Origin of the sequence: Pseudomonas sp. MNR3A (assembly GCF_009650575.1) — a bacterium.
Classification (GTDB): Bacteria; Pseudomonadota; Gammaproteobacteria; order Pseudomonadales; family Pseudomonadaceae; genus Aquipseudomonas; species Aquipseudomonas machongensis.
In genome coordinates this window covers 82,771-106,103 of the sequence record NZ_VZZS01000016.1, presented here as the reverse complement: position 1 = coordinate 106,103, position 23,333 = coordinate 82,771, and the positions used below count along the sequence as shown (strand labels likewise).

21 protein-coding genes are annotated in these 23,333 nt (G+C 64.5%); 12 read left to right on the top strand and 9 right to left on the bottom strand.

Features of this window, described 5'->3' with window-relative positions; translation table 11 throughout:
• Nucleotides 1-70 precede the first annotated feature (70 nt).
• From efeU to cprA, 5 genes are all read left to right on the top strand, one after another.
• Nucleotides 71-913 (top strand): iron uptake transporter permease EfeU, encoded by an 843-nt coding sequence (gene efeU / locus F6X62_RS12195; RefSeq protein WP_063544906.1) that lies wholly within the window; start codon nucleotides 71-73, stop codon nucleotides 911-913.
• A gap of 2 nt (nucleotides 914-915) precedes the next feature.
• Nucleotides 916-2,124: an iron uptake system protein EfeO gene (gene efeO, locus F6X62_RS12190; protein ID WP_153773646.1), complete on the top strand. Its 1,209-nt coding sequence runs from the start codon at nucleotides 916-918 to the stop codon at nucleotides 2,122-2,124.
• Between the two features lie 17 nt (nucleotides 2,125-2,141).
• Nucleotides 2,142-3,440 carry an iron uptake transporter deferrochelatase/peroxidase subunit gene (efeB, locus tag F6X62_RS12185; protein WP_153773645.1) on the top strand — a complete coding sequence of 433 codons (1,299 nt, stop codon included), beginning with the start codon at nucleotides 2,142-2,144 and terminating at the stop codon, nucleotides 3,438-3,440.
• A gap of 30 nt (nucleotides 3,441-3,470) precedes the next feature.
• A complete protein-coding gene (gene efeO / locus F6X62_RS12180) occupies nucleotides 3,471-4,283 on the top strand; it encodes an iron uptake system protein EfeO (protein ID WP_054893471.1) in 813 nt (270 codons plus the stop codon).
• A 461-nt stretch (nucleotides 4,284-4,744) separates the two neighbouring features.
• On the top strand, nucleotides 4,745-5,893 hold the full coding sequence (gene cprA / locus F6X62_RS12175; protein ID WP_153773644.1) for a cationic peptide resistance protein CprA: 1,149 nt from the start codon (nucleotides 4,745-4,747) through the stop codon (nucleotides 5,891-5,893).
• A gap of 184 nt (nucleotides 5,894-6,077) precedes the next feature.
• Here cprA and F6X62_RS12170 read toward each other — a convergent pair whose 3' ends face one another.
• From F6X62_RS12170 to F6X62_RS12155, 4 genes are all read right to left on the bottom strand, one after another.
• Nucleotides 6,078-6,710 carry a response regulator transcription factor gene (locus F6X62_RS12170; RefSeq protein WP_153773643.1) on the bottom strand — a complete coding sequence of 211 codons (633 nt, stop codon included), beginning with the start codon at nucleotides 6,708-6,710 and terminating at the stop codon, nucleotides 6,078-6,080.
• Entirely contained in the window at nucleotides 6,707-8,062 is a 1,356-nt protein-coding gene (locus F6X62_RS12165) for a cache domain-containing protein (protein ID WP_063544900.1), read from the bottom strand. The genes F6X62_RS12170 and F6X62_RS12165 overlap by 4 nt, the downstream gene beginning before the upstream one ends.
• Nucleotides 8,063-8,168: 106 nt before the next feature.
• Nucleotides 8,169-8,372 (bottom strand): YbdD/YjiX family protein, encoded by a 204-nt coding sequence (locus F6X62_RS12160; protein ID WP_153773642.1) that lies wholly within the window; start codon nucleotides 8,370-8,372, stop codon nucleotides 8,169-8,171.
• 11 nt (nucleotides 8,373-8,383) lie between these two features.
• Nucleotides 8,384-10,441, bottom strand: coding sequence for a carbon starvation CstA family protein (locus tag F6X62_RS12155; protein WP_065862908.1), 2,058 nt, complete (start codon nucleotides 10,439-10,441; stop codon nucleotides 8,384-8,386).
• A gap of 358 nt (nucleotides 10,442-10,799) precedes the next feature.
• Here F6X62_RS12155 and F6X62_RS12150 point away from each other — a divergent pair, with 358 nt between their 5' ends.
• Genes F6X62_RS12150 through F6X62_RS12135 form a run of 4 tightly spaced genes read left to right on the top strand, consistent with a single transcriptional unit; the run spans nucleotide 10,800 to nucleotide 14,690 of the window.
• Complete coding sequence (locus tag F6X62_RS12150) at nucleotides 10,800-11,630, top strand: transporter substrate-binding domain-containing protein (protein ID WP_153773641.1); 831 nt, start codon at nucleotides 10,800-10,802, stop codon at nucleotides 11,628-11,630.
• A gap of 15 nt (nucleotides 11,631-11,645) precedes the next feature.
• Nucleotides 11,646-13,151 carry an amino acid ABC transporter permease/ATP-binding protein gene (locus F6X62_RS25510; protein WP_153773640.1) on the top strand — a complete coding sequence of 502 codons (1,506 nt, stop codon included), beginning with the start codon at nucleotides 11,646-11,648 and terminating at the stop codon, nucleotides 13,149-13,151.
• Nucleotides 13,148-13,825, top strand: a complete 678-nt coding sequence (locus F6X62_RS12140; protein ID WP_153773639.1) for a GntR family transcriptional regulator — start codon at nucleotides 13,148-13,150, stop codon at nucleotides 13,823-13,825. Before F6X62_RS25510 ends, F6X62_RS12140 begins: the two co-directional genes overlap by 4 nt.
• A 16-nt stretch (nucleotides 13,826-13,841) precedes the next feature.
• Entirely contained in the window at nucleotides 13,842-14,690 is an 849-nt protein-coding gene (locus tag F6X62_RS12135; protein WP_054891419.1) for a DUF1989 domain-containing protein, read from the top strand.
• A 169-nt stretch (nucleotides 14,691-14,859) separates the two neighbouring features.
• Here the strand turns inward: F6X62_RS12135 and F6X62_RS12130 are convergent, their stop codons facing one another.
• From F6X62_RS12130 to F6X62_RS12110, 5 genes are all read right to left on the bottom strand, one after another.
• Complete coding sequence (locus tag F6X62_RS12130) at nucleotides 14,860-15,177, bottom strand: putative quinol monooxygenase (protein ID WP_054891418.1); 318 nt, start codon at nucleotides 15,175-15,177, stop codon at nucleotides 14,860-14,862.
• Nucleotides 15,178-15,282: 105 nt separating this feature from the next.
• A complete protein-coding gene (locus tag F6X62_RS12125) occupies nucleotides 15,283-16,053 on the bottom strand; it encodes an IclR family transcriptional regulator (protein WP_063544892.1) in 771 nt (256 codons plus the stop codon).
• A 64-nt stretch (nucleotides 16,054-16,117) separates the two neighbouring features.
• Nucleotides 16,118-17,575 carry an amidase gene (locus F6X62_RS12120; protein ID WP_153773638.1) on the bottom strand — a complete coding sequence of 486 codons (1,458 nt, stop codon included), beginning with the start codon at nucleotides 17,573-17,575 and terminating at the stop codon, nucleotides 16,118-16,120.
• Nucleotides 17,572-18,882, bottom strand: coding sequence for a citrate-proton symporter (locus tag F6X62_RS12115; RefSeq protein ID WP_153773637.1), 1,311 nt, complete (start codon nucleotides 18,880-18,882; stop codon nucleotides 17,572-17,574). Before F6X62_RS12115 ends, F6X62_RS12120 begins: the two co-directional genes overlap by 4 nt.
• Before the next feature lie 76 nt (nucleotides 18,883-18,958).
• Nucleotides 18,959-20,140, bottom strand: coding sequence for a M20 aminoacylase family protein (locus F6X62_RS12110; RefSeq protein WP_153773636.1), 1,182 nt, complete (start codon nucleotides 20,138-20,140; stop codon nucleotides 18,959-18,961).
• Between the two features lie 312 nt (nucleotides 20,141-20,452).
• Here F6X62_RS12110 and F6X62_RS12105 point away from each other — a divergent pair, with 312 nt between their 5' ends.
• The 3 genes from F6X62_RS12105 to F6X62_RS12095 all read left to right on the top strand — a co-directional run bounded on the left by F6X62_RS12105 (nucleotide 20,453) and on the right by F6X62_RS12095 (nucleotide 23,294).
• Entirely contained in the window at nucleotides 20,453-21,484 is a 1,032-nt protein-coding gene (locus F6X62_RS12105; protein WP_153773635.1) for an NAD(P)-dependent alcohol dehydrogenase, read from the top strand.
• 97 nt (nucleotides 21,485-21,581) lie between these two features.
• Nucleotides 21,582-22,364, top strand: coding sequence for a hypothetical protein (locus F6X62_RS12100; protein WP_153773634.1), 783 nt, complete (start codon nucleotides 21,582-21,584; stop codon nucleotides 22,362-22,364).
• A 12-nt stretch (nucleotides 22,365-22,376) separates the two neighbouring features.
• Complete coding sequence (locus F6X62_RS12095) at nucleotides 22,377-23,294, top strand: LysR family transcriptional regulator (RefSeq protein WP_153773633.1); 918 nt, start codon at nucleotides 22,377-22,379, stop codon at nucleotides 23,292-23,294.
• Nucleotides 23,295-23,333: the final 39 nt, after the last annotated feature.

Here is a 23,333-nt window from a genome sequence, read left to right as displayed (position 1 = left end):
ATTCTCATTGAAGTAGATTTCCCGGCGACCTCGACCTGGGGTCGATGCCTTCAGCCATCCCGGGAGAATCATGCTAGTTCCCTTCCTCATCATGCTCCGCGAGGGCATCGAAGCCGCGCTGATTGTCGGCATCATCGCCAGCTACCTGCGCCAGACCGGCCGTGGCCAGTGGATGCCGGCCGTGTGGATCGGCGTGTTTCTCGCCGCAGCCCTTTCCCTCTTCGTCGGCGCCGGCCTTGAGCTGATGAGCAGCGAGTTCCCGCAGAAACAGCAGGAACTCTTCGAAGCGCTGGTCGGGCTGGTCGCGGTGGTGATCCTCAGCTCCATGGTGCTGTGGATGCGCAAAGTGGCACGTTCGATCAAGCATGAGTTGCACGTCTCACTTGATGCCGCGCTCGCGGGTTCGAAGCACCAGGCCTGGGCGCTGATCGCCATGGTGTTCTTCGCTGTCGCCCGCGAGGGCCTGGAGACGGTGTTCTTCCTGTTGGCGGTGTTCCAGCAGAGCGAGGGTCCGGCAGCACCGCTGGGCGCCCTGCTTGGGCTGGTGGTGGCGATCCTGGTGGGGTTGGCGCTGTACTCCGGCAGCCTGCGCCTGAACCTGGCGCAGTTCTTCCGCTGGACAGGCCTGTTCATCCTCGTGGTGGCGGCGGGGATCCTTGCCAACTCGGTGCAGGCGCTGCACGAGGCCGGGGTCTGGAATGCGCTGCAGGGTGTGGTCTTCGATATCAGCCACAGCCTGCCAATGGATGGCCCGACCGGATCGGTGCTGGCGGGGATGTTCGGTTACCAGGACACCCCGACCGTGAGCACCCTCGGGGCCTACCTGCTCTATCTGGTCGGTGCGCTGGTGCTGTTCTTCTGGCCGGCACCGGCCAAGCCCTCCTCTTCTCACGCTGCACAGAAACAAGGGTAAGCATGACCAGTCACGAGACCGGCGCCGCCGGCAAGCCCCCCTCCCCCCGTGTACTGCGCCTGGCGGTTGCCGGCAGTGCCCTGTTGATGGTCGGTGCGGGCCTGGTGTTCTTCTATGCCTCGCACCAGGCCCAGGCCAGGCGTGCGGCCAACGCCGGGCACGAAACGCTGATCACCATCCGCGATCACGCCTGCGAGCCGAACGACCTGAGCGTCCCGGCCGGGCCGAACAGTTTCCGCATCGTCAACCAGTCGCAACGCGCCGTCGAGTGGGAGATTCTCGATGGCGTGCTGGTGATCGAGGAGCGCGAGAACATCGCGCCGGGCTTGTCACAGGTGATCAACGCCACACTGCAGCCGGGACGCTACGCGATCACCTGCGGCTTGCTCAGCAACCCGCGCGGCAGCTTGACCGTCACCCCGACCGCCGCCTCCGAAGCGGCCGCCAAGGCGCGCCCCGCACTGACTGCCTTTATCGGGCCGCTGTCCGAATACCGCGTCTACCTGGCCAGTCAGGGCAGCGCCCTGGTGCGGGCAGGCCAAGCGCTCAAGGACGCGATCCAGGCCGGCGACCTGCAGCAGGCGCAAGCTGCCTATGGCGCAGCGCGGATGATCTACCAGCGCATCGCCCCGGCCAGCCAGCGTCTGGCTGAGCTGGACAATCGGATCAATGCTCGCGCCGATTACTTCGAACAGCGTGAGCAGGACCCGGCGTTCACGGGCTTGCATCGCATCGAGTACGGCCTGTTCCAACAGCGCACCACCGCAGGGTTGGCGCCGGTGGCAGAGACGCTGCTGCTCGACCTGGGCGAACTCAAGACGCAACTGCTTGCCCAGTCCATCGCGCCGCAGCAATTCACCGAGGCGGTGGTGCGCAGCCTGCACAACCTTGCGCAGATCCGCAGCAGTGGCGAAGAGGAACGCTACAGCCACCTCGACCTGCCGGGTTTTGCCGCCAACCTCGAAGGTGTGCGCAAAGTGATCGATCTGTTGCGCCCCTTGCTGGCCAGGAACGGCTCTGAGCCGTTGGCGACAATCGATAGCGCCATGGCTCGCTTCGAGCAGCACCTGCAAGCCCTGCGCGCCGCCGAGGGCTATCTGCCCTACGACCAGGTACCGCAGGCGCAGAAACAGCAGATCGCAGCCGATGCCGACGCACTGGCCAGCGCGATCGCGGCCATTGATCAGGCCCTGGGCCTGGCCGACCAGTAAAGACAAGCGAGCCTCAGATGACAGACCGCGATACCCGTAACGCCCCGCAATCCCAAGAGCGCCGCCGCCTGCTGGCAGGCCTTGGTGTGGCAGGCGTCGCCATGGCCACCGGCAACGCGCTGGCGGCTCCCTCACCGGCCAAGGTCACCGAAGCCCCGCACAGCGACCGCACGCAAGAGCGCAACGCCTGGATCGGCGAACATCAACCGGGGGTGGTGACGCCGCGTCCTACCGCCGGGATGTTCGTCTCCTTCGATGTCCTGGCGCAGGACAAGCAGGATCTCGAGCGCCTGTTCCGCACGCTGGACCAGCGCATTCGCTTCCTGATGGCCGGCGGCCCGGTCCCCCAGGTCGACCCGAAGCTTCCGCCAGCGGACTCGGGCATCCTTGGCCCGGTCGTCACGCCGGACAACCTGACCATCACGGTGTCGGTCGGCGAATCGCTGTTCGACGAGCGATTCGGCCTCACCGGCGCCAAGCCCAAGCGCCTGAGCCGCATGCTCGGCTTCCCCAACGACGCGCTGGAGGCCGAGCGCTGCCATGGCGACCTGGGGTTGCAGTTCTGCTCCAACGCGCCGGACACCAACATCCACGCCCTGCGCGACATCATCAAGAACCTGCCTGACCTGCTCTACGTACGCTGGAAACAGGAAGGCTCGGTGCCGCCGCAGGCACCGCGCAAGGCGGCGGAGCCCGAGCAGAGTGCGCGCAACTTCCTCGGTTTTCGTGACGGCTCGGCCAACCCCGACTCCAGCAACGTGGCGCTGATGAACCAACTGGTCTGGGTACAGCATGGCGACGAGCCTGCCTGGGCAGTCGATGGCACCTACCAGGTGGTGCGGATCATCCGCAATCTGGTCGAGCGCTGGGACCGCACGCCATTGCAGGAGCAGGAGTCGATCTTCGGCCGCAAGAAAGCCAGCGGCGCGCCCATGGACGGCCAGCGCGAAACCGACGTACCTGATTACACCAAGGACCCGGAAGGCAAGCTGACCCGTCTGGACGCCCATATCCGCCTGGCCAATCCGCGCACTGCGGCCAGCCAGCCCAACCTGATCCTGCGCCGGCCGTTCAACTACTCCAGCGGCGTGAACAAGAACGGGCAACTGGATATGGGGCTGCTGTTCATCTGCTACCAGGCCGACCTGGAAAAGGGCTTCATCACCGTCCAGAACCGCCTCAACGGCGAGCCGCTGGAGGAATACATCAAGCCGGTCGGGGGCGGGTACTTCTTCGCCCTCCCCGGCGTGAAGAACGATCACGACTTCATCGGTCGTTCGCTGCTCGACGCTGCCACCCCCATAAAAACCGCATGACACGACACAGAAACGGATCAGGACATCGCCATGAACAAGACCCGCCTCGCCCTGTTGCTCACGCTTGCCCCGCTGTTCGCCAATGCTGCGGTTGACCCGCTGACCCTGGTGCAGCCGGTGTCGGACTACAAGATCTATGTCACCGAGAAGGTCGACCAGTTGGTGAGCGACACCGAGCAGTTCACCAATGCAGTGAAGAAGGGAGACCTGGCCAAGGCCAAGGCGCTGTATGCCACGACCCGGGTCAACTATGAGGCCGTCGAGCCGATCGCCGAGCTGTTCAGCGACCTGGACGCGGCCATCGACTCGCGGGTGGACGATCACGAAAAAGGTGTCGAGGCCGATGACTTCACCGGCTTCCATCGCCTGGAGTACGCGCTGTTCGACAAGAACACCACCGACGGCCAAGGCCCGATTGCCGACAAGCTGATCGCTGACGTGAAAGACCTGCAGGGCCGTATTGCAACCCTGACCTTCCCGCCAGAAAAAGTCGTCGGCGGTGCGGCAGCGTTGCTCGAAGAAGTGGCCGCGACCAAGGTTTCGGGTGAGGAGGATCGCTACAGTCACACCGACCTGTACGACTTCCAGGGCAACATCGACGGAGCACAGAAGATCTTCGAGCTGTTCCGCACCCACCTGGAATCCCAGGACAAGGCGTTCGTCGCCAAGGTCGACAAGAACTTCGCCACCGTCAACAAGCTGCTGGCCAAGTACAAGACCCAGGACGGCGGGTTCCAGTCCTACGACAAGGTGGCCGAGCGTGATCGCAAGGCCATGGTCGGGCCGGTCAATACCCTGGCCGAAGACTTGTCGACCTTGCGCGGGAAGTTGGGTTTGAACTGATCTTCAATAACAGTGTTGTTCTTTTCGCAGGCACGCCCGCGAACAGAACAACACCCTCACCTCCACCCTAACTACCGCGCGAATGAAATATATTTAAAACTCCCCACGGCCAACCCCTTTTCTAAACTTTGTTTCATCGAAAACCCGGCCAATCTCCCCTTCTATTCATCGTCCCCCAGGCATAAAGCGTGGAGAATGGCGCGCCGCTCGCCATGCCCGCTACCGGACCTGCGCCGCAACGAGTGGCGGCCGGCGCCGCGCTGCATGGCTGCGCCACTTTCAGCTTTGAACGGATAGGCGCTGCGCTAAACAGAGATTGTCTATCCGGGCAAGTTCTCAAGGCGAACAAGTCAGTCCCAACGAATGTCGCGAACCTACTGATGACTTTAAGTTCATTTCAACGTTTCGATGTCGCCACTTAACATTGAACTGCGGATGACTTACCCGTCTTGAGGAAATGTATGAACACGCACGCACCGATCACCTTTACCGCTACCCCCGAACGCATCCTGATTACCGGCGCCACGGGCTTCCTCGGCGGGTCGGTCGTCGCCCAGCTGATCGCCAACGGCCAAGGCCCGCAACTGGTGTTCCTGGTCCGCGCCGAAAACGCCGGGCAAGGGCTGGAGCGCCTGCGCGGCAACCTGCAACAGCATGGCGTCAGCCATGCCGAATGCCTGGCGCTGAACGCAGAGCAGATCATTTGCGGCGACTTCCTCGACACCTCCTGGCTGGCGCGCGAAACGCCGCGCCTGCTGGACGTCGATCGGGTCATCAACTGCGCTGCCGTGGCGTCGTTCTCGAAGAACCCGACCATCTGGCCAGTCAACGTCGAGGGCACCTTCGCCTTCGCCGAGGTGATGAGCCGCTCCAAACGCCTCAAGCGTTTCCTCCATGTGGGCACAGCCATGTGCTGCGGCCCTGAGCGTGAATCGCCGATCAGCGAGTCCTGGGAGTTCCCGGACGCCGAACAGCAACTGGTGGACTATACCGCTTCCAAGGCCGAGATCGAACGACGCATGCGCGAGGAACTGCCGGCCCTGCCGCTGGTGGTGGCACGCCCCTCGATCGTGGTCGGTCACCGCAGCCTGGGTTGCCAGGCCTCTGGCAGCATCTTCTGGGTGTTCCGCATGGGCTTCGCCCTGGAAAGCTTCACCTGTGGCCTCGACGAACAGATCGACGTGATTCCGGTGGACTACTGCGCCGAGGCGCTGATCGGCCTGACCCTCAAGCCGCGCCTGAGCCACGACCTCTACCACATCTCCGCCGGGCATGATTCGGCGTGTACCTTCGCCGAGATCGACAAGGCGTTCGCCCTGGCCAATGGTGCCGCGCCGGTGGGCGAGCGCTACCGCAAGATCGATGTCGACAACCTCAAGGAGCTGGCCGCCAGCTTCGAGTCGCGCATCGGCCCGGCCAACCCGCGCCTGGTTCTGCGGGCCCTGCGCCTGTACAGCGGTTTTGCCGACCTGAACTACCTGTTCGACAACCGCCGTCTGCTCGATGAGGGCATTGCCGTGCCGCCGCGCTTCACTGACTACCTGGATGTGTGCGTACGCTCTTCCAGCGGCGTGAGCATCGCGACCCAGATGCAGTGGGACTTCAAGTAAGCCGGCGCTTCGCGGGTGAGCCCTTCGCGGGCAAACCCGCTCCCACGATCGAGCGGGAAAGCCAGTCGCTGCCCGCAAAACCTGAGCGGTGCAGTTCTGTAGGAGCGGGCTTGCCCGCGAAAAGCACACCGCGGTGGATGGCATCGGCTTTGCCGCAGAGCCATAGTCCTGGGGCAGCGCTGCCTCAGAGCGTCACCAACCCATGCTCCAGCGCGTACTTCACCAGTGCCGCCGGAGTATCGATATTCAGCTTGCGCCGGATGCTCAGCCTGAAGGTCTCCACCGTGCGCACGCTGATGCCCAGCTCCCGGGCCATCTCCTTGTTGTTGCTACCCCTGGCAATCATCGCCAGCACCTGCAGCTCGCGCGGGGTCAGGTCGTTCTCGTCGCGGCCGCTGCTGACCAGCTTGCGGGCGATGTCCGGGCTGTAGAAGCTGCCGCCGGCGGCAATCGCCTCGATCGCTGCAATCAGCTCGGTGGAGGGTGCGTTCTTCAGCACATAGCCCCTCGCCCCTGCCGTGATCGAGGTGCGCACGTACTCCTGGTTGTCGTACATGCTCAGCATCAGCACCCGGATGCCGGGGTACAAACCACACAGGCGGCGGGTCAGCTCCAGGCCGTTCATGTCCTGCAGGCCAACATCCACCAACAGGATGTCCAGCTCCAGCGACGCCACCAGCTCGAGCGCCTGGGCGCCGGATTCGGCCTGGCCGACCACCTGGAAATGGGCAATCGCGCCCAGCAGCGCCTTGACCCCGTCGCGTACCAGCACATGGTCGTCGACCAGGGCAATGCGGATCGGTGTGCTCTCGCTCATGCAAGCCTCGGGTTGTTCATGGGTATCTGGACCTGCAGCTCGGTGCGCCCGGCAGACGACGCAATGCTGAAACTGCCCCGGTGATGTTCGACCCGCTCGCGCAGGTTGCGCAGGCCAATGCCGTGGCTTTCGTACGCCGCACTCGGGTCGAAGCCCATGCCGTTGTCCTCCACGCGCAGTACCAGCACCCCGTCGTGGGCAGAGATGGAAATGATCGCGACACTGGCCTTGGCGTGGCGGTCAACATTGGCCAGCGCCTCCTGGATGATACGGAACAGCGTCAGCGAAAGCTCGGCATCCACCTCGATGTCCGTCAGCCCGCACTCGTACTGGGTACGAATGCCAGTGCGCTGCTCGAAGTCGCGCACATGCTGGTCGATGGCCGGCGAAAGGCCCAGGGTGTCGAGCAGCGAGGGACGCAGGTCGTGGGAGATCCGCCGCACTTCACCGATCGCCGAAGCCAGGCGAGTGGTGCCGTTGCGCAGGTTGTCCAGGCCGCCGGCGCGGCCGTTGTCCAGCTCCATCGCGGCGAGCTCGAACTGGAACTTGATCGACACCAGTTCCTGGCTGATGCCGTCGTGCAGTTCGCGCGCCACCCGCGAACGCTCCTCCTCCTGCAGATCGACGATACGCTGGTTGAGCGCCGACAGCTTGCGGTCGGCCAGGCGGTGCTCGCTGACATTGAGCATCAACCCGCCGGCAAAGATGACCAGTACCGCCAGCAACGAGAAGGACGCGATCGCCAGCACCGTGGTCAGCACGCCGGAGGCCACCTCCTGACGCGACTTGAGCGTGGCCACCTCGACATCGTCGATGTAGATACCGGTGCCGAGCATCCAGCCCCAGCGCTCGAGCATCACCACATAGGCCAGTTTGCCGGTGGACTGCCCGGTGGAGGGCTTCTGCCAGTCATAAAGCTGGTAGCCGTCACCGCGTTCGGCGCTCTTGAGCAGCGCCTGGATCACCAGCAGGCCCTTGTTGTCGGTCATGCCGATGAGGTCCTTGCCCACCAGTTCGGCCTGGCGCGGGTGCATCAGGCTCTTGCCGTGGCGATCGTAGACGAAGAAGTAGCCGTCCAGGCCGAAACTGGCCCGCGACAGGATCTGCAAGGCACGCTGGCGGGTGTCGTCATCGTCGGCGCCGCTGTCGTACAACGGCGCGATCAAGCTCATGGCCAGGCCCAGGTAGTTCTTCAGCTCGGCCTTCTTCGCCGCCATGATGCTGCTTTCGACCAGGCGCGCCTGGTCCTCCTCGAGCTTGCGGCTCTGGGCGAACACCAGGATGCAGATGAACAGCACCGACACGATCAGCGGCAAGACACTGAGCGTGACGATCTTGTGCTTGAGTTGCATGGTCACTCCGGTTGCGGGGGCGGCGCGGCATAAGCTTCGCCAGTGGCCCCGACAAATGACAAGGGCGCCACGACAAGCGTGGCGCCCCTTTTACACGGCAATCAACTCAGCAGCAACGCGTCGGACGTCCGCTGGCACCGTTGTAGCGTGCGTCCTGGCGCTCGCGGAAGAACGCCTTGCGGCTCATCACCGGCTCGCCGGGGTGCTGGGCCTGCATATGCTCGAGGTAGGTGTCGTAGTCGGGCATGCCGACCAGCATGCGCGCGGCCTGCCCCATGCATTGGCCCATCTTGCTCAGTTTGTTGAACATCGCAGCTTTCCTCAGGCGTCGGGGATCGGCTGGAACGGCGACTCCTTGTCGCTGCGCTCAGGCTTGACCCAGGCTCGCCGGCCGACCTTCACGGCAAAGCACAGGATGCTCAGCACCACGAACAGGAACAACCCGGTCAGCACGGCGTTGGTGTAGGCGTTGAAGATCACATGCTGCATCTGCGCCAGGTCCTTGGCCGGTGCCAGCACCTGCCCGGCTGCAGCGGCATCGCTGTACTTGCGCGCCAGCGCCAGGAAGCCCATGCCTGGGTTGGGGTCGAACAGCTTGATCAGGCCCGCAGTGGTGGTGCAGATCAACAGCCATACGGCCGGCAGCAAGGTGACCCAGACATATTGCTGGCGCTTCATGCGGATCAGCACCACCGAGGCGAGCATCAGGGCGATGCCGGCCAGCATCTGGTTGGAGATGCCGAACAGCGGCCACAGGGTGTTGATGCCGCCCAGTGGATCGATCACCCCCTGGTACAGCAACCAGCCCCACATCGCCACGCAGCCAGCGGTGGCCACCACGTTGGCGGTCCAGGAGTCGGTCTTTTTCAAGGCAGGCACGAAGTTGCCCAGCAGGTCCTGCAGCATGAAGCGCCCGGCACGCGTACCGGCATCCACGGCGGTCAGGATGAATAGCGCCTCGAACAGGATCGCGAAGTGGTACCAGAAGGCCATGGTGTTCTCACCCGGCAGCGCCTGGTGCAGGATCTGCGCGATCCCCACCGCCAGCGTCGGCGCACCACCGGCACGGGCCAGGATCGAGTGCTCGCCGATGTCGGTCGCGGTCTGCTGGAGGATTTCCGGAGTGATGGTGAAACCCCAGTTGCTGACCGTCTGCGCTACGGTGACCACATCGCCACCGACCACGGCGGCCGGGCTGTTCATGGCGAAGTACACACCTGGCTCGATCACCGAGGCGGCGACCATGGCCATGATCGCCACGAACGATTCCATCAGCATGGCGCCATAGCCGATATAGCGCGCATGGCTTTCGTTGGCCAGCAATTTGGGCGTGGTGCCGGAGCTGATCAGCGCATGGAAGCCCGACACTGCGCCACAGGCGATGGTGATGAACAGGAACGGGAACAATGCCCCCTTCCACACCGGACCTGTGCCGTCGACGAACTGGGTGATGGCCGGCATCTTCAGCTCAGGCGCGATCACCAGGATGCCGATGGCCAGCGCGACGATGGTGCCGATCTTGAGGAAGGTCGAGAGGTAGTCGCGTGGTGCCAGGATCAGCCAGATCGGCAGCACGGCGGCGACGAAACCATAGCCGATCAGCATCCAGGTGATCTGCACACCGGTGAAGGTGAACGCAGGGCCCCACACCGGATCTGCGGCAACCAGACCGCCGCCCCAGATCGATGCAAGCATCAGCAGCACGCCGATCACCGAGATCTCGCCGATGCGCCCTGGGCGCAGGTAGCGCAGGTACACCCCCATGAACATGGCGATCGGGATGGTCGCCATCACCGTGAACATGCCCCAGGGGCTCTCGGCCAGGGCCTTGACCACGATCAGCGACAGCACCGCAAGGATGATGATCATGATCAGGAAAGTGCCGAACAGCGCGATGGTTCCGGGGATCGAGCCCATTTCCTCGCGTACCAGGTCGCCCAGGGAGCGGCCATTGCGGCGGGTGGAGATGAACAGGACCATGAAGTCCTGCACGGCCCCTGCCAGTACCACACCGGCAATCAGCCAGAGCGTGCCGGGCAGGTAGCCCATCTGCGCGGCGAGCACCGGGCCGACCAGCGGGCCGGCGCCAGCGATGGCGGCGAAGTGATGGCCGAAGAGGATGTGCTTGTTGGTCGGTACGTAGTCCAGCCCGTCGTTGTGCAGCACGGCCGGGGTGGCGCGAGTGGAGTCCAGTTGCATCACCTTGTTGGCGATGAACAGGCTGTAGTAGCGGTAGGCAACGAGGTAGATGGCGACTGCTGCGGTGACGATCCACAGGGCGCTGATGGCTTCGCCCCTGCGCAACGCCACGGTGCCCAGCGCGAATGCGCCCAGCAAGGCAATGGCGAACCAGGCAATTCGGGTAGCCAGTTTGGTCATCGGGATTTCTCCTGTCGCGACGGGTGTGCCGGCGACGGTTTTTGTTTTTGTGAGTGCCCGGGTAGGGACGACGACACTCTCGGTGTACTGGGTCCACAAGAACATTCGCAGTACTACGCGTAAGTGCTACGTAGAACTACGTAGATGGGTGTCAGTGAGGGCTGCGGTGCGCTTTTCACGGGCAAGTCGCCGGCGAACCGCCGCTCACCTGTGGGAGCGGGCTTGCCCGCGAAGCAGGCGCTGCAGATAGGCGCGGGCAGTACCCCAATCCCCAACGGTATTCTTGGCAGGTGTTGGCACGAATATTGATAAATGATTCCACAACGATTGTTGAACAATCATAAGTGGAGCGTCCCTCATGTCCCGAGCAACAGCCCTCACCCTCGCCCTGACCCTCAGTGCCGCCGCACAGGCCGCCGACGGCACCTTGCAGTCCGATCGCCTGTCCATCGGCTCGGACCTCACCTACCCGCCCTACACCTACCTCGACCAAGGCAAGCCTGCCGGCTTCGATCCCGAGTTCATGACCCTGCTCGGCCAGCACCTCAAGCTCGCTCCCCAGTTTCAGGACACCCGCTTTGCCAACCTGGTGATGGGCGTCAACGCTCGACGCTTCGATGTGGTCGCCTCAGCCCTTTACGTCACCCCGGAGCGCGCAGCGCAGGTCGATTTCCTGCCTTACCTCAAAAGCGGGGCCTCGCTGATGGTGCGTGCCGATGACAATTTCCGCCCGCAAGCGCCCCAGGACCTGTGCGGCAAGCGCATCGGCTCGATCAAGGGTGGGTCGTGGATTCCCAAGCTGATGGCGCTCTCCAAAAGCCACTGCGAGGCCAACGGCCAGGCGCCGATCGACTCGCGTGAATTCCCCACTTCCCCGGAGGCGGCCCAAGCCCTGCTGGCCAAGGCAGTCGATGTGCAATTCGAAGACGCCGCGGTGGCGGCCATCACCGCCGACAAGCTCAAGGGTCGGGTGGTGATCAGTTCCCACGACCTGATCTACCCCGTGGTCATCGGCCTGGCGGTGCGCAAGGGCAACGATGCGCTGCTTGGTGAACTGCGCCAGGGCTTCGAGGCCATGAAGCACAGTGGCGAATACCAGACGCTGTTGAGCCGCTACAACCTTGGCGAACCCAGCCCTGCCGAAGTGGCCCAGGCCCTGGGCCAGAATCCTCAAGCGAAAGCGCAGTAAGCAGGAGCGTCGAGCATGCAATTCGATTGGGATTATGCCGCCGGCCTGCTGGTCAACGGCGACTTCTGGAAGGCGGTCGGCACCGTGGTGGAGTTGAGCGTCGAGACCTGGTTGCTGGGCATCGTCTTCGGCTTTGTCCTGGCGCTGGCACGGCAGTCGAGCAATCGCGCCCTGAACCGTGGCGCGGCACTGTACATCTGGTTCTTCCGCAGCCTGCCGCTGCTGGTGCTGCTGATCTTCGTCTACAACCTGCCACAGGTATTCCCGGGTACCAGCGTGCTGCTGTCCAACCCCTATGCCGCCGGCCTGATCGCCCTGGTGCTGAGCGAATCGGCCTATATCGCCGAGATTCATCGCGGTGGCCTGCTCGCTGTGGCCAAGGGGCAACTCGAGGCCGGCAAGGCGTTGGGTATCCGCTACACCGGTGTGCAGCGCCTGATCGTGATTCCACAGGCGTTGCGAGTGGCATTGCCGACCCTGGCCAACGAGTACATCACCATCGTCAAACTGACCTCGCTGGTGTCGGTGATCTCGCTGTCGGAGATCCTGCTGGTCGGCCAGCAGCTGTACACGCAGAACTTCCTGGTGATGGAGACCATGCTCGCGGTCGCCTTTTACTATGTGCTGATCGTCACGGTGTTCAGTTACCTGTTGCGTCGGCTGGAGCAGCACCTTGACGTCACCCGGCGTCAGCCCAAGTCCATCGCCGATGGCCCGGCGCAACCGGTGTCGGGCCAACGCCAGGCCGCACCCAGGCAAGGCGACTTCGCCCTGCGGGTGCTCGGCGCACGCAAGCACTATGGCCAGCTGGAAGTGCTCAAGGGTATCGACCTGGACATCCGCTTCGGCGAAGTGGTGTCGATCATCGGGCCTTCGGGGTCGGGCAAGACTACGCTGATCCGTACCCTCAACGGCCTGGAGGGCCTGGATCGTGGCCAGGTCGAACTGTGTGGTGCCCCCTTCCTGCGCGGGCGTGACGAAGACGGCGGCAGCCTTGGCAGTCGCGTGCACATGGAGGGCATCGTCCAGGTGGGCATGGTTTTCCAGGGCTTCAACCTGTTCCCGCACAAGACCGTGCTGGAGAACGTGATGCTCGCCCCGCGTCACCATGGCCATGCCAGCGACTCCGAACTACGCGCCTTGGGCTTGGCACTGCTGAGCAAGGTCGGCCTGCGCGAGCACGCCGGCAAGTACCCGCACCAACTCTCCGGCGGGCAACAGCAAAGGGTGGCGATTGCCCGGGCACTGGCGATGCGCCCGCAGGTGATGCTGTTCGACGAGCCGACCTCGGCGCTTGATCCGGAACTGGTCGGTGATGTGCTCAAGGTAATCGAAGACCTCGCGCGCGAGGGCATGACCATGGTCATCGTCACCCATGAAATGAAGTTCGCCTTCCAGGTCTCCGACCGCGTGGTGTTCATGGAACGCGGGGAGATCATCCAGGCCGGTGCGCCGCGCGAGTTGCTCGACAACCGCAGCGAGCGCATGGGCCGCTTCCTCAAGGACGTGCAACTGGCATGAGCAGCAAATCCCCGGAAAATGCCGGCGAAAGCCTGCCCCTGGCCGACCAGGTGGCCCTCGAACTGCGCGAGGACATCATCGGCGGCCGCCTGGTCTCAGGCATGCCGCTGGTCGAGGCCGAGCTCACCGGCCGCTACAGCGCTTCGCGCAACACCGTACGCGAGGCCCTGCACCAGTTGGGCCATGAAGGCCTGACCACCTATGTGCGCAACAAGGGCGTGATGGTGCGCAGGCTGGGTGTCGCCGAGGTGCGCGATATCTTCCTGGTGCGCCGCACACTCGAGGTGCAGGCGATCCATGGCAGCAAGCCGCTGCGCGAATACCAGTCCGACCGCATGCTCGACGCCATCGAGGCCGCCGAACTTGCCCGTGATCGCGAAGACTGGCAGGCCTTCGGCACCCACAGCCTGCGCTTTCACCAGCACATCGTCGGCTTGCTGCGCAGCCCGCTGCTGGATGCCTTCTTCACCAATATCGCTGCGCAGATGCGTCTGGTGTTCGCCGTTGCGCCCGATGAAAAGAACTTCCAGAGCCCGTGGCTGGAGCGTGACCGGGAGATCCACGACCTGCTCGCCGACGGCTTGCGCCACGACGCCGCCGAAGCCATGACCCGTTACCTGGACGACTCCGAGCACGCCCTGCTCGATCTGTTCAGCCATCCACCCCGTTCCTGAAACCGGAGACCTACCCATGTACAAGGATTACCCCGCCGCCTACCAAGTCAGCAAAGGCGCTGCCCTGCAGGTCGACAAGCCTTTCTATGACCGCGTGCGCGAGCGCAAGGACGCCCGCACCCTGATCGAGACATTCGAAGTGCCGATCCGCACCGGCCGCGCCTGGAAGGTGCCGGCCGGCCATGTGTTCCGCGTCACCACCCCGGTCGGCCCGCAGGTCGGCGACTTCAACATCTGGAACGCCAACGACCCGCGTGAGCGCCTGTGGGCGGCGCGCACCCGCCAGTTGCAGGGTGCCCACGTCACCACCTACGACCGACTGTGGTCAAATCTGCCGTTCCTGCGCCCGCTGGTGACCATCACCGACGACAGCCTGGCCGACTATGGAATCGACGAGCACGGCGGGCGCCTGCATGACCTGCTCGGCACCCGTTGCGACCCCTACGTGAACAAGATGCTCACGGGCGAGGACTTCCATCACCACTGCCACTCCAACCTCACCCGCGCCGTGCTGCCCCATGGGCTGACCGAGTTCGACGTGCACGATGTGCTGAACATCTTCCAGTGCACCGGCTTGAACCATGACGATATGTATTTCATGAAGGCTTGCCCGGCCAAGCAGGGTGATTACCTGGAGTTCTTCGCCGAAATCGATGTGCTGTGCGCGCTGTCGACCTGCCCGGGTGGCGACCTGTCACTGCCGATGTGGGGGCCTGAGGCACAGGACCCGCTGTCGGTCTGCCGGCCGCTGGGGGTGGAAATCTACAAGCTCGACGACAGCCTGCTGGAAGGCTGGACGCAGCCCAAGCGCGCCAGCTACAACGGCATGCACGGGCTGGCGATCGGCAAGGCCGAGTGGGAATGATCGGCTAAAGGCCAGCCCAATCCCTGTAGGAGCGGGCTTGCCCGCGAACACGGGCGCAGCCCGTGCCAGGCAACGCGGTGTCTGTTTCGCGGGCAAGCCCGCTCCCACAGGACAAAAAAACAACACACCTGTGGGAGCCAACTGTCTTTTACCGCCGCCCTACCACCGATCAGCGATCAGAAACCTGCTCCAGAAAGATCAAACGCAGCGGCTCACCCAGCAGCATTTCGCTCTGCGCCGCAAACCGCTGGAAATACGGCGCGGCGAAATGCGCATCGAGCGCGGCCTGATCGACGAACGCCTCGCGCATGTAGAACGTCCCCGGCTCATCCTTGCCCTCGAACAGCACATAGTCCAGGTTGCCCGGCTCCGCGCGGGTCGGCTCGATCAGTTCCAGCAACGCCTGCTTCAATGCCAGCGCCCTGCCCTCGCGGGCCTTGAGCACAGCAATCGAGACCAGCGGATTGTTCGTTACCTGCGCACCCATCGTCACATCTCCAACACGTTTGAGTTGCGCACAGTGTTACCGAAGCGATGGCCGAGAAACAGCCGCGCAACCCGATAACACTTTCAGCACGATGCGGAAAATCGCTCAGGCCAGCGCTTGCTGTACCTGGCCAACGGTGGTCGTCAGGCTGCCCAGGTGCAACCCCAGCACCCGCTCCACCGGTGCCTGGTCCAACGGCCAGTGCAGGGCGATGCTTCCGACCAGTCGCCCTTGCGTGTGAACCGGCAAGGCGATGGCGCGGATCAGAAACGGCAGGCGCACCGGATATTCCCAATGACCCTCGGTGCGCCGGGCAAAGCCGCGCTGGGTTTCGTCCTCGATGGCCCGCAACATCGCGTCATCACCAACATGCGCATGCTCGGCCAGGCGCTGCACTTCATGGGGGGCCAGTTCGCCCAGGCAGGCGCGGCCCATCGCCGAGTGGAACAGGCTGGCGTGGTGGCCGACGATCTGGCAGTTGTTCGGATAGCGCTTGCGCAGCACCTGGGGAATCGCGCTTTCCATCACTTCCAGGCGCTGGCCGTCGAAGCATGACAAGTCGGCGACCAGCCCGGTGCGCTCGCTGAGCTCCAGCAACAGGGGCGCTGCGCTTTCGACCATCTGCCGCTTGAAGCGCAACTGGCCGTCGCCGAACAGGCGCCGGGCGCACAGGCGGTAGCGCCGATCGCTCAGGCCGCGGTAGGTCCAGCCCTGTTCCTGCAGGGTGGCGAGCATGCGCGACACCGTGGCCTTGGGTAACGCCGTCAGGTAGTGCAGCTCCTCCAGCCCCAGGGCCTGGTGCTCACCCAGCAATTCGATGATCGTCAACGCCCGCTCGACCGATCGCACGCCACCGCCGTCCCCATTGCCGCTCATGTTCGCCTCCGTTTCTGCACCAAGGTCGTCACATTGCCCAGCAAGATACGCGCCTGCAAGGGCTTCAGCGCGCCAGCAGGCTCGGCGGCGGACAGCGCTCGACCCAGCGGGTCAGTTGCTCGTGGGCATAGGCCAGGCGCAACACTTCGCGGTCCGCCTGGGCCGGGCCGATGATCTGCAGCCCCATCGGCAGGCCCTGGGCATTGAAGCCGACCGGTACGCTGATACTCGGCAGGCCGGCCAGGGTCGGGCCGATCACCACCTCCATCCAGCGGTGATAGGTGTCCATCGTCCGCCCGCCCACGACCTGCGGCCAGGGTTGTTGTGCATCGAAAGGAAACACCTGGGCTGAGGGCAGCAGCAGGAAGTCGTAACGCTCGAACAACCCTGCCATCGCCCGGTACCAGTCGCTGCGCGCCAGCGATGCCTCATAGAGCGCAGCGGCGCTCAAACGCAGGCCGCCCTCGACTTCCCATTGCGCCTCGGGCTTGAGTAATGCGCGCCGATGTGGGTCGGCGTAGGCGGCTGCGAGGTTACCGTGCACCAGGAAGTGGCGATGGGTCAGCCAGCATTGCCACAGGCGCTCCAGCGGATAGTCCGGCTGACAGGTCTCGACCTTGCACCCCAGGCTCTCGAATTCGCTCAGTGCGCTTTCGCACAGGCTCAGCACGCCATCGTCCATGGGCAGGTAACCGTTGTAGTCACCCAGCCAGCCGATCCGCACATCGTTGAAGTCCTGCTGCAAATCGGCGGCGAAGTCCTGAGCACCTTCGTTGATCGACAACGGTGCCCGCGCGTCGTAACCCGCCTGTACCGCCAGCAATCGCGCGAGGTCGGCAACGCTGCGCCCCATCGGGCCTTCGGTGGCAAGTTGCTGGACGAACACCTCAGGCGCCGGGCCATGGGGCACGCGGCCCTGGGACGGGCGCAAGCCGAACACATTGTTGAACGCCGCCGGGTTGCGCAACGAGCCCATCATGTCGCTGCCGTCAGCCACTGGCAGCAAGCGCATGGCCAATGCGGCCGCCGCCCCGCCGCTGCTGCCGCCGGCCACCCGGCTGGGGTCGTAGGCGTTGGTGGTGGTGCCGAACAGCGTGTTGTAGGTCTGCGAACCGAGGCCGAACTCCGGCACGTTGCTCTTGCCGAGGATGATCGCGCCGCTGCGCCGAACCCGCTCCACGCTGATGGCGTCCTGCTGCGGCACCTGCTCGGCGAACAGCGGCGAGCCCAAGGTGGTGCGCAGGCCAGCAGTGGCGGCCAGGTCCTTGATTGCCTGGGGCATGCCATGCATCCAGCCGCAGGACTGGCCACGGTCGAGCTCGCGGTCGCGCGCGTCGGCCTCCTCGAGCAGTTGCTGTGCCGGCCGCAATGAAACCAGGGCGTTGACCTGCGGATTGAACCGCTCGATGTGCGCAAGGTAGGCCTGCATCACCTCACGGCAGGAAACCTGGCGAGCATGGATCGCCCGGGACAGCTCGCTGGCATCCAGCGCGACGACAGGGTCGAGATCTAGCGGTTTCACGGTTTTACTCCAAGTTCAATGACGGCCGGTGCGCGTGGCCGCACAGCTTCTTTCAGACAATAGGTGCCCAGCAGTGTCAGCACGCAGGCGAACAGTACGTAGAACGACGGCGCCACAGGCGTGTTCAAGACTTTGGTCAGCCAGGTGACGATCAGCGGCGCGAAACCGCCGAACAGCATTACTGCCACGTTATACGCCACCGACACTCCCGTTGAGCGGACGGCGACGGGGAATTGCTCGGCCAGCGCCGTGGGTGCCGGCCCGTAGAAGCCGCCGATCATGCTGCACAGGGCCAGTTGCATCACCAGCAGGCGCTCTACCGAAGGTGCCGCGGCGACCCACAGGTGCAACGGGTAGACCATCAGGAAAAAGCCCAGGGTGAAGGCCATCAGCACCGGTCGGCGGCCAATACGGTCGGACAGCGCGCCGGAGAACGGAATCACCACCGTCATCAGGCCCACCGCGAGCATCTGCACCAACAGCACCTGGTCCAGTGGCAACCCCAGGCTCTTGTGGGCGAAAGTCGGCATGTTCACCAGCACCACATAGAAGGAAACGGTCGCGCCACTGGCCAGGCCCATGGACACCAACAGCGCCCGACGATGCGTGCGCAGCACCTGCCACAGGCTCGGGGCCTGGTCCTTGGCTTGCTTGCGCGCCTCGAGAAACTCCTCGGGCTCCTGCATGTGCTTGCGAATCCACAACCCCACCGGCCCGATCAGCAACCCGAACACGAAGGGAATTCGCCAGCCCCACGCGTCCAGCGCCTCGGGTGAACACACGTGGGTGACCAGCGCGACCATCGACGCCCCGGAGAACACCGCCAGGCATTGCCCGACCAGTTGCCAGGAGCCATAGAGCCCCTTGCGGTGCGCCGGCGCGCTCTCCACCAGAAATGCCGTGGCGCTGGCGTATTCGCCCCCCGTGGCAAAGCCCTGCAGCATACGCGCGACCACGATGAGCATAGGAGCGCCCATGCCGATGGCCAGGTAGTTGGGGGCGAAGGCGATCATCGCAATGGACAGGGTCATCAGGCGAATGATCAGTTGCATGGCGGCCTTGCGTCCTTTGCGGTCGGCATACATGCCCAGCAACACGCCACCCACCGGGCGCATGAAGAAACCGACGCCGAAGGTCGCCAGGGCCATCAGCAGCGAGGCGTAGTCATCGTCGGAGGGAAAGAACTGACGAGCGACGATGCTGGCCAGAAAGCCGTACACGATGAAGTCATACCATTCCAGCGCATTGCCGATGACGGCCGCGACCACTTGCTGGGTGCGTGATGCGCCTGCGTTCGTAGCGTGCATGGGAAGTTCTCCAGAAACCAGATGTGAGGAACGCCCGCAGGGATGCGGGCTCCAGCGGCAGTCAATGAAGAAGCGCTCAGGCCGGGGCGAGCCAGCGCTCGGTGAGCGCGCTCCAGTAGGCGGCCCCGGTCAGCAGGATGTCGTCGTTGAAGTCGTAGGCGGGGTTGTGCACCATCGGCCGATCCACGCCGTTGCCGATGAACAGGTAGGCACCGGGGCAGCGTTGCAGCATCCAGGCAAAATCTTCGCTGCCCATCAGCTTGCGGGTATTGCCATCGACGGCGGCTTCTCCGAGCAGCTCGATACCGACCTGGCGGGCGAAGGCGTTTTCCGCGGCATGGTTGATCAGCACCGGGTAGGCAGGCCGGTGCTCGATGTTCACGCGGCAGCCAAAGCTCTCGGCCTGGGCGTGGATGATCGCCTGCACGCGCTCCAGGGTCAGACGCCTGACCTCGCCATCGAGCGCACGCAGGCTCAGGCGCAACAAGGCCTGCTGCGGAATGACGTTGGCCGCCTCGCCAGCCTGCAGCGCACCGACGGTAACCACTGCCGCTTCCTGGGCATCGATGTTGCGCGCCACCACGGTCTGCAGCGCCATCACCACACTGGCGGCCGCAACCAGTGGGTCGACGGTCAGGTGAGGCATCGAACCATGACCACCGACGCCCTCCAGGGTGACGGTCAGCAGATCCTGGGAAGCCATCATCGGTCCTTCGCGAAAGCCCAGGTGCCCGGCGGCCAGCCCCGGCATGTTGTGCATGCCGAACAGCGCATCGCAGGGGAAGCGCTCGAGCAGGCCATCGGCGAGCATCGCCTCGGCCCCGCCCTGCCCCTCCTCGGCCGGCTGAAAGATCAGTGTCAGGGTGCCGTCGAAACGCCGGGTCGCCGCCAGGTAGCGAGCAGCGCCGAGCAGCATCACGGTATGACCGTCGTGTCCGCAGGCATGCATGCAACCCGGGTGTCGGCTGCTGTAGGCCGCGCCCGTGGCCTCGACGATCGGCAACGCATCCATGTCGGCGCGCAGCCCCAGGCGGCGCGTGCTGCTGCCGTTGCGCAGCACACCGACCACGCCGGTGCGGCCAATCCCGGTGTGGACCTCGTAGCCCCAATCGCGCAGGGTCTGGGCGACCAGCGACGAAGTGCGATTCTCCTCGAAGCCCAGTTCAGGGTGGGCATGGATATCCTGGCGCAGTGCCTGAAGCTCGCCGGCAACGTCAGCGAGCCAGGCCAGGATGTGCGGGTGTTTGGATGTGGTCATCGGGCATCTCCTCGCGCGGGTTGCAGTCCCGCTTTTGTTATTCGCTCGGGGATTGCGGCACGAGAGGCAGGCCGCAGGTGCTGCCAGATAAACCTGACCGCGCGGCGGCGACAATCGAATGTGGTTCCGCTGTGTGGAACCCGGCGTGCAGGCCGGGCTTGAAGCGGGGTCGTCCCTCCATCACTACTCGCTATATATTTTTGTAAATGGCGATAGTGATTTCAGGATTGAAGTGGGCCGCTGTAGCTTCTCTGCCCCTGCACTACACTTTCCAGGCTTCGAAAACACTCGCCAAGCCCCTGGAGGTGTCCCATGAGCAATCCCACCCAAACCCCGTCATTCAGCGGCTGGGCCGCCACCGCGCCGGGAGCGCCGCTGCAGCGGCACAGCTATGACCCGGGCCCGTTGGCCGCTGACGAGGTGCAGGTCGTGGTCGAGTACTGCGGCGTCTGCCACTCCGACCAATCGATGATCGACAACGAATGGGGGCTGACCCAGTACCCGTTCATTCCTGGCCACGAGGTAGTCGGGCGCATCGAACAGGTTGGTGATCGAGTGAAGGGGCTGCAAGTTGGACAGCGGGTCGGGATCGGTTGGTACAAAGGCAGTTGCATGCACTGCGCGCCGTGCATGGAAGGCTCGCACAACCTGTGTGGTTCGGCCCGGCCGACGATCATCGGCAGCAACGGCGGTTTCGCCGACCGCCTGCGAGCGCACTGGGCCTGGGCCATCCCACTGCCGGACGGCCTCGACCCTGCCCTTGTCGGCCCCTTGTTCTGTGCCGGTTCGACGGTGTTCAACCCGCTGCTGTCATTCGGTGTCAAACCCACCGATCGCGTCGGGGTGGTCGGCATCGGCGGGCTGGGGCACCTGGCGCTGAAGTTTCTCAATGCCTGGGGCTGCGAAGTGACCGCGTTCACCTCATCCTTGAACAAGCAGGATGAAGCGAGGCGCCTGGGCGCGCACAAGGTGGTGGCCTCCACCGACAGCCGGGCGCTCAAGGGTATCGCCGGCACCCTCGACTTTCTCCTGGTGACGGCCAATGCCGACCTGGACTGGACCGCCATGATCGGCACCCTCGGTACCCGCGGTCGGGTGAACTTCGTCGGTGTGGTGCCCGGGGCGATCCCGGTGCATGTGTTCAACCTCATGCTCCAGCAGAAAAGCCTGTCCGCCTCGCCGGTCGGTTCCCCGGCGGCGATGGCGAAAATGCTCGAGTTCTGCGCCCGCCACCAGATCGTTCCCCAGGTCGAGCAGTTTGCGATGAGCCAGGTCAACGCGGCGATCGACCACCTGCGCAGCGGCAAGGCGCGCTACCGGGTAGTGCTCGACGCCAGTCGCTGAAACAAAGCAGTGTCATTGGCGCAGAGGATGATCGACAATGTCGCGGCCGCAGGCTCAGCCCTGCGGCCAGACAAGAACAACCGGACCGCCTGCCGTCATGACGCTCTTCTACCTCAAGCTCGTTGTCACTCCCCTTCTTATGTGGGCCGTCTCCCTCGCCTCGCGGCGCTGGGGAGGATTGCTCGGCGGCTTGCTCTCCGGCATGCCGATCACCTCGGCGCTGGTCATGATCTTCCTGTGCCTGGAACAAGGCTCCGCCTTCTCCCTGAACGCCATACCGGGCGCACTCGGCGGGCTGGCGGCGGTCCAGGCCAGCTATGCCTGCTACCTGTTCGCCAGCCGCAGGCTTGGCGTGGCGCTCACGGCATTGGTGTCGCTCGCGCTGTACGGCGTGGCGGCCTATGTACTGACCCATTGGGGCAATCTGCCGGTATCGATCGTTGTCGCCTTGTGCCTGGTGGTGCTGCTGGTCTGGGCCACGGCCCGCGAGCCGCGCCCGGCGCAGCTTGCGCAGATCAAGGCGCGCTGGTGGGAAATCCCCATGCGCATGGTCGCCGCCACCGGCCTGCTGATGCTCACCACAGGCGCGGCGAGCTGGCTGGGGCCTGCCGTCAGCGGCATGCTCGCGCCGATTCCGGTGATCGCCTGGCCGCTGGTGGTGTTCTCCCATGTACAGGGCGGGCGCTTCTCCATGGCCGGGATGATCCGTGGCAACGCCATCGGCGCCGTCGGGGTGATTGCCTTCTACCTGAGCCTTGGCGCGCTGCTGCCGCACCTGGGTATCGCCCTGACCTTCCTGCTCGCCGTGGGGCTGGCGGTGGTGCTGACCGCGGGGCTGGCGACGCTGCTGCGCTCGCGCACGGCTTCAGCGGGCAAGTAAGGGCGCCTGACCATGCAATTGAACAACCTCATCCGTCGTCTTGACCTGGTGACCTTGCAGTTGTTCGTCGCCATCCACGAGGAAGGTAGCCTGACCCGTGCCGCCGCGCGCGAGGCGATCGCATTGTCGGCGGCAAGCAAGCGCCTCAACGAGCTGGAGGCAGCGCTCGGCTCGCCGCTGTTCGCCCGCCAGGCCCGTGGCATGAGCCTGACCCCGGCCGGGGAAACCCTGCTGCACCACGCCCGGCGCATGCTGTTCAACCTCGAGAAGATCGGCCTGGAACTGGGCGAGCACTTGCAGGGGGTGCGCGGCTACGTGCGCATGCTTGCCAACCTGTCGGCGATCATCCAGTTTCTGCCCGAGGACCTGGCGCTGTTCGCCGCAGAACACGAACGGATCAAGGTGGACCTTGAGGAACGCCCCAGCAATGGCGTGATCCAGGGGTTGCTCGATGGCGTTGCAGACCTGGGTATCTGCTCCAGCGACAGCGACACCCGCGACCTGCTCAAGGTGCGCTACAGACGCGACCAGTTGGTGCTGGTGGTGCGTGAAGGGCATCCATTGGCAGACCAGGCGCAGGTGGACTTCGCCGAAACCCTGGACAACGACTTTGTCGGCCTGCACTCGGCGAGCTCCATCAACATGCGTACCCACGAGGCCGCTCGGCGCGCCGGGCGGGTTTTGCGCCTGCGTATTCATGTCCCCAGTTTCGATGCAGTGTGCCGCATGGTGCAGGCTGACATGGGCGTGGGGATCCTGCCACGCAAGGCCTTCGAGCTGTTTGGCGGTGCGCTGGGGTTGCGTGCGGTGGCGCTGAGCGACGACTGGGCCGAGCGTGAGTTGCTGCTGGTGGCGCGGGACCTTGAGTCGCTGTCGCCGGTGAGCCGCTTGCTGTTCGAGCATTTGCGCGCGGCTGAGCCTGGCAACTGAGGCGTGTGCCCCTACCCTTCGCATTTGGCGAACGGTTGT

Bases quoted from the DNA above. Each gene is read 5' to 3' on its own strand.
- efeU (WP_063544906.1), top strand. From the start codon at position 71: ATGCTAGTTCCCTTCCTCATCATGCTCCGCGAGGGCATCGAAGCCGCG.
- F6X62_RS12110 (WP_153773636.1), bottom strand. From the start codon at position 20,140: ATGACCACATCCAAACACCCGCACATCCTGGCCTGGCTCGCTGACGTT.
- F6X62_RS25510 (WP_153773640.1), top strand. From the start codon at position 11,646: ATGCAATTCGATTGGGATTATGCCGCCGGCCTGCTGGTCAACGGCGAC.
- cprA (WP_153773644.1), top strand. From the start codon at position 4,745: ATGAACACGCACGCACCGATCACCTTTACCGCTACCCCCGAACGCATC.
- F6X62_RS12155 (WP_065862908.1), bottom strand. From the start codon at position 10,441: ATGACCAAACTGGCTACCCGAATTGCCTGGTTCGCCATTGCCTTGCTG.
- efeB (WP_153773645.1), top strand. From the start codon at position 2,142: ATGACAGACCGCGATACCCGTAACGCCCCGCAATCCCAAGAGCGCCGC.
- F6X62_RS12165 (WP_063544900.1), bottom strand. From the start codon at position 8,062: ATGCAACTCAAGCACAAGATCGTCACGCTCAGTGTCTTGCCGCTGATC.
- F6X62_RS12160 (WP_153773642.1), bottom strand. From the start codon at position 8,372: ATGTTCAACAAACTGAGCAAGATGGGCCAATGCATGGGGCAGGCCGCG.
- F6X62_RS12135 (WP_054891419.1), top strand. From the start codon at position 13,842: ATGTACAAGGATTACCCCGCCGCCTACCAAGTCAGCAAAGGCGCTGCC.
- F6X62_RS12150 (WP_153773641.1), top strand. From the start codon at position 10,800: ATGTCCCGAGCAACAGCCCTCACCCTCGCCCTGACCCTCAGTGCCGCC.
- F6X62_RS12125 (WP_063544892.1), bottom strand. From the start codon at position 16,053: ATGAGCGGCAATGGGGACGGCGGTGGCGTGCGATCGGTCGAGCGGGCG.
- F6X62_RS12095 (WP_153773633.1), top strand. From the start codon at position 22,377: ATGCAATTGAACAACCTCATCCGTCGTCTTGACCTGGTGACCTTGCAG.
- efeO (WP_153773646.1), top strand. From the start codon at position 916: ATGACCAGTCACGAGACCGGCGCCGCCGGCAAGCCCCCCTCCCCCCGT.
- F6X62_RS12115 (WP_153773637.1), bottom strand. From the start codon at position 18,882: ATGCACGCTACGAACGCAGGCGCATCACGCACCCAGCAAGTGGTCGCG.
- F6X62_RS12100 (WP_153773634.1), top strand. From the start codon at position 21,582: ATGACGCTCTTCTACCTCAAGCTCGTTGTCACTCCCCTTCTTATGTGG.
- efeO (WP_054893471.1), top strand. From the start codon at position 3,471: ATGAACAAGACCCGCCTCGCCCTGTTGCTCACGCTTGCCCCGCTGTTC.
- F6X62_RS12105 (WP_153773635.1), top strand. From the start codon at position 20,453: ATGAGCAATCCCACCCAAACCCCGTCATTCAGCGGCTGGGCCGCCACC.
- F6X62_RS12140 (WP_153773639.1), top strand. From the start codon at position 13,148: ATGAGCAGCAAATCCCCGGAAAATGCCGGCGAAAGCCTGCCCCTGGCC.
- F6X62_RS12130 (WP_054891418.1), bottom strand. From the start codon at position 15,177: ATGGGTGCGCAGGTAACGAACAATCCGCTGGTCTCGATTGCTGTGCTC.
- F6X62_RS12170 (WP_153773643.1), bottom strand. From the start codon at position 6,710: ATGAGCGAGAGCACACCGATCCGCATTGCCCTGGTCGACGACCATGTG.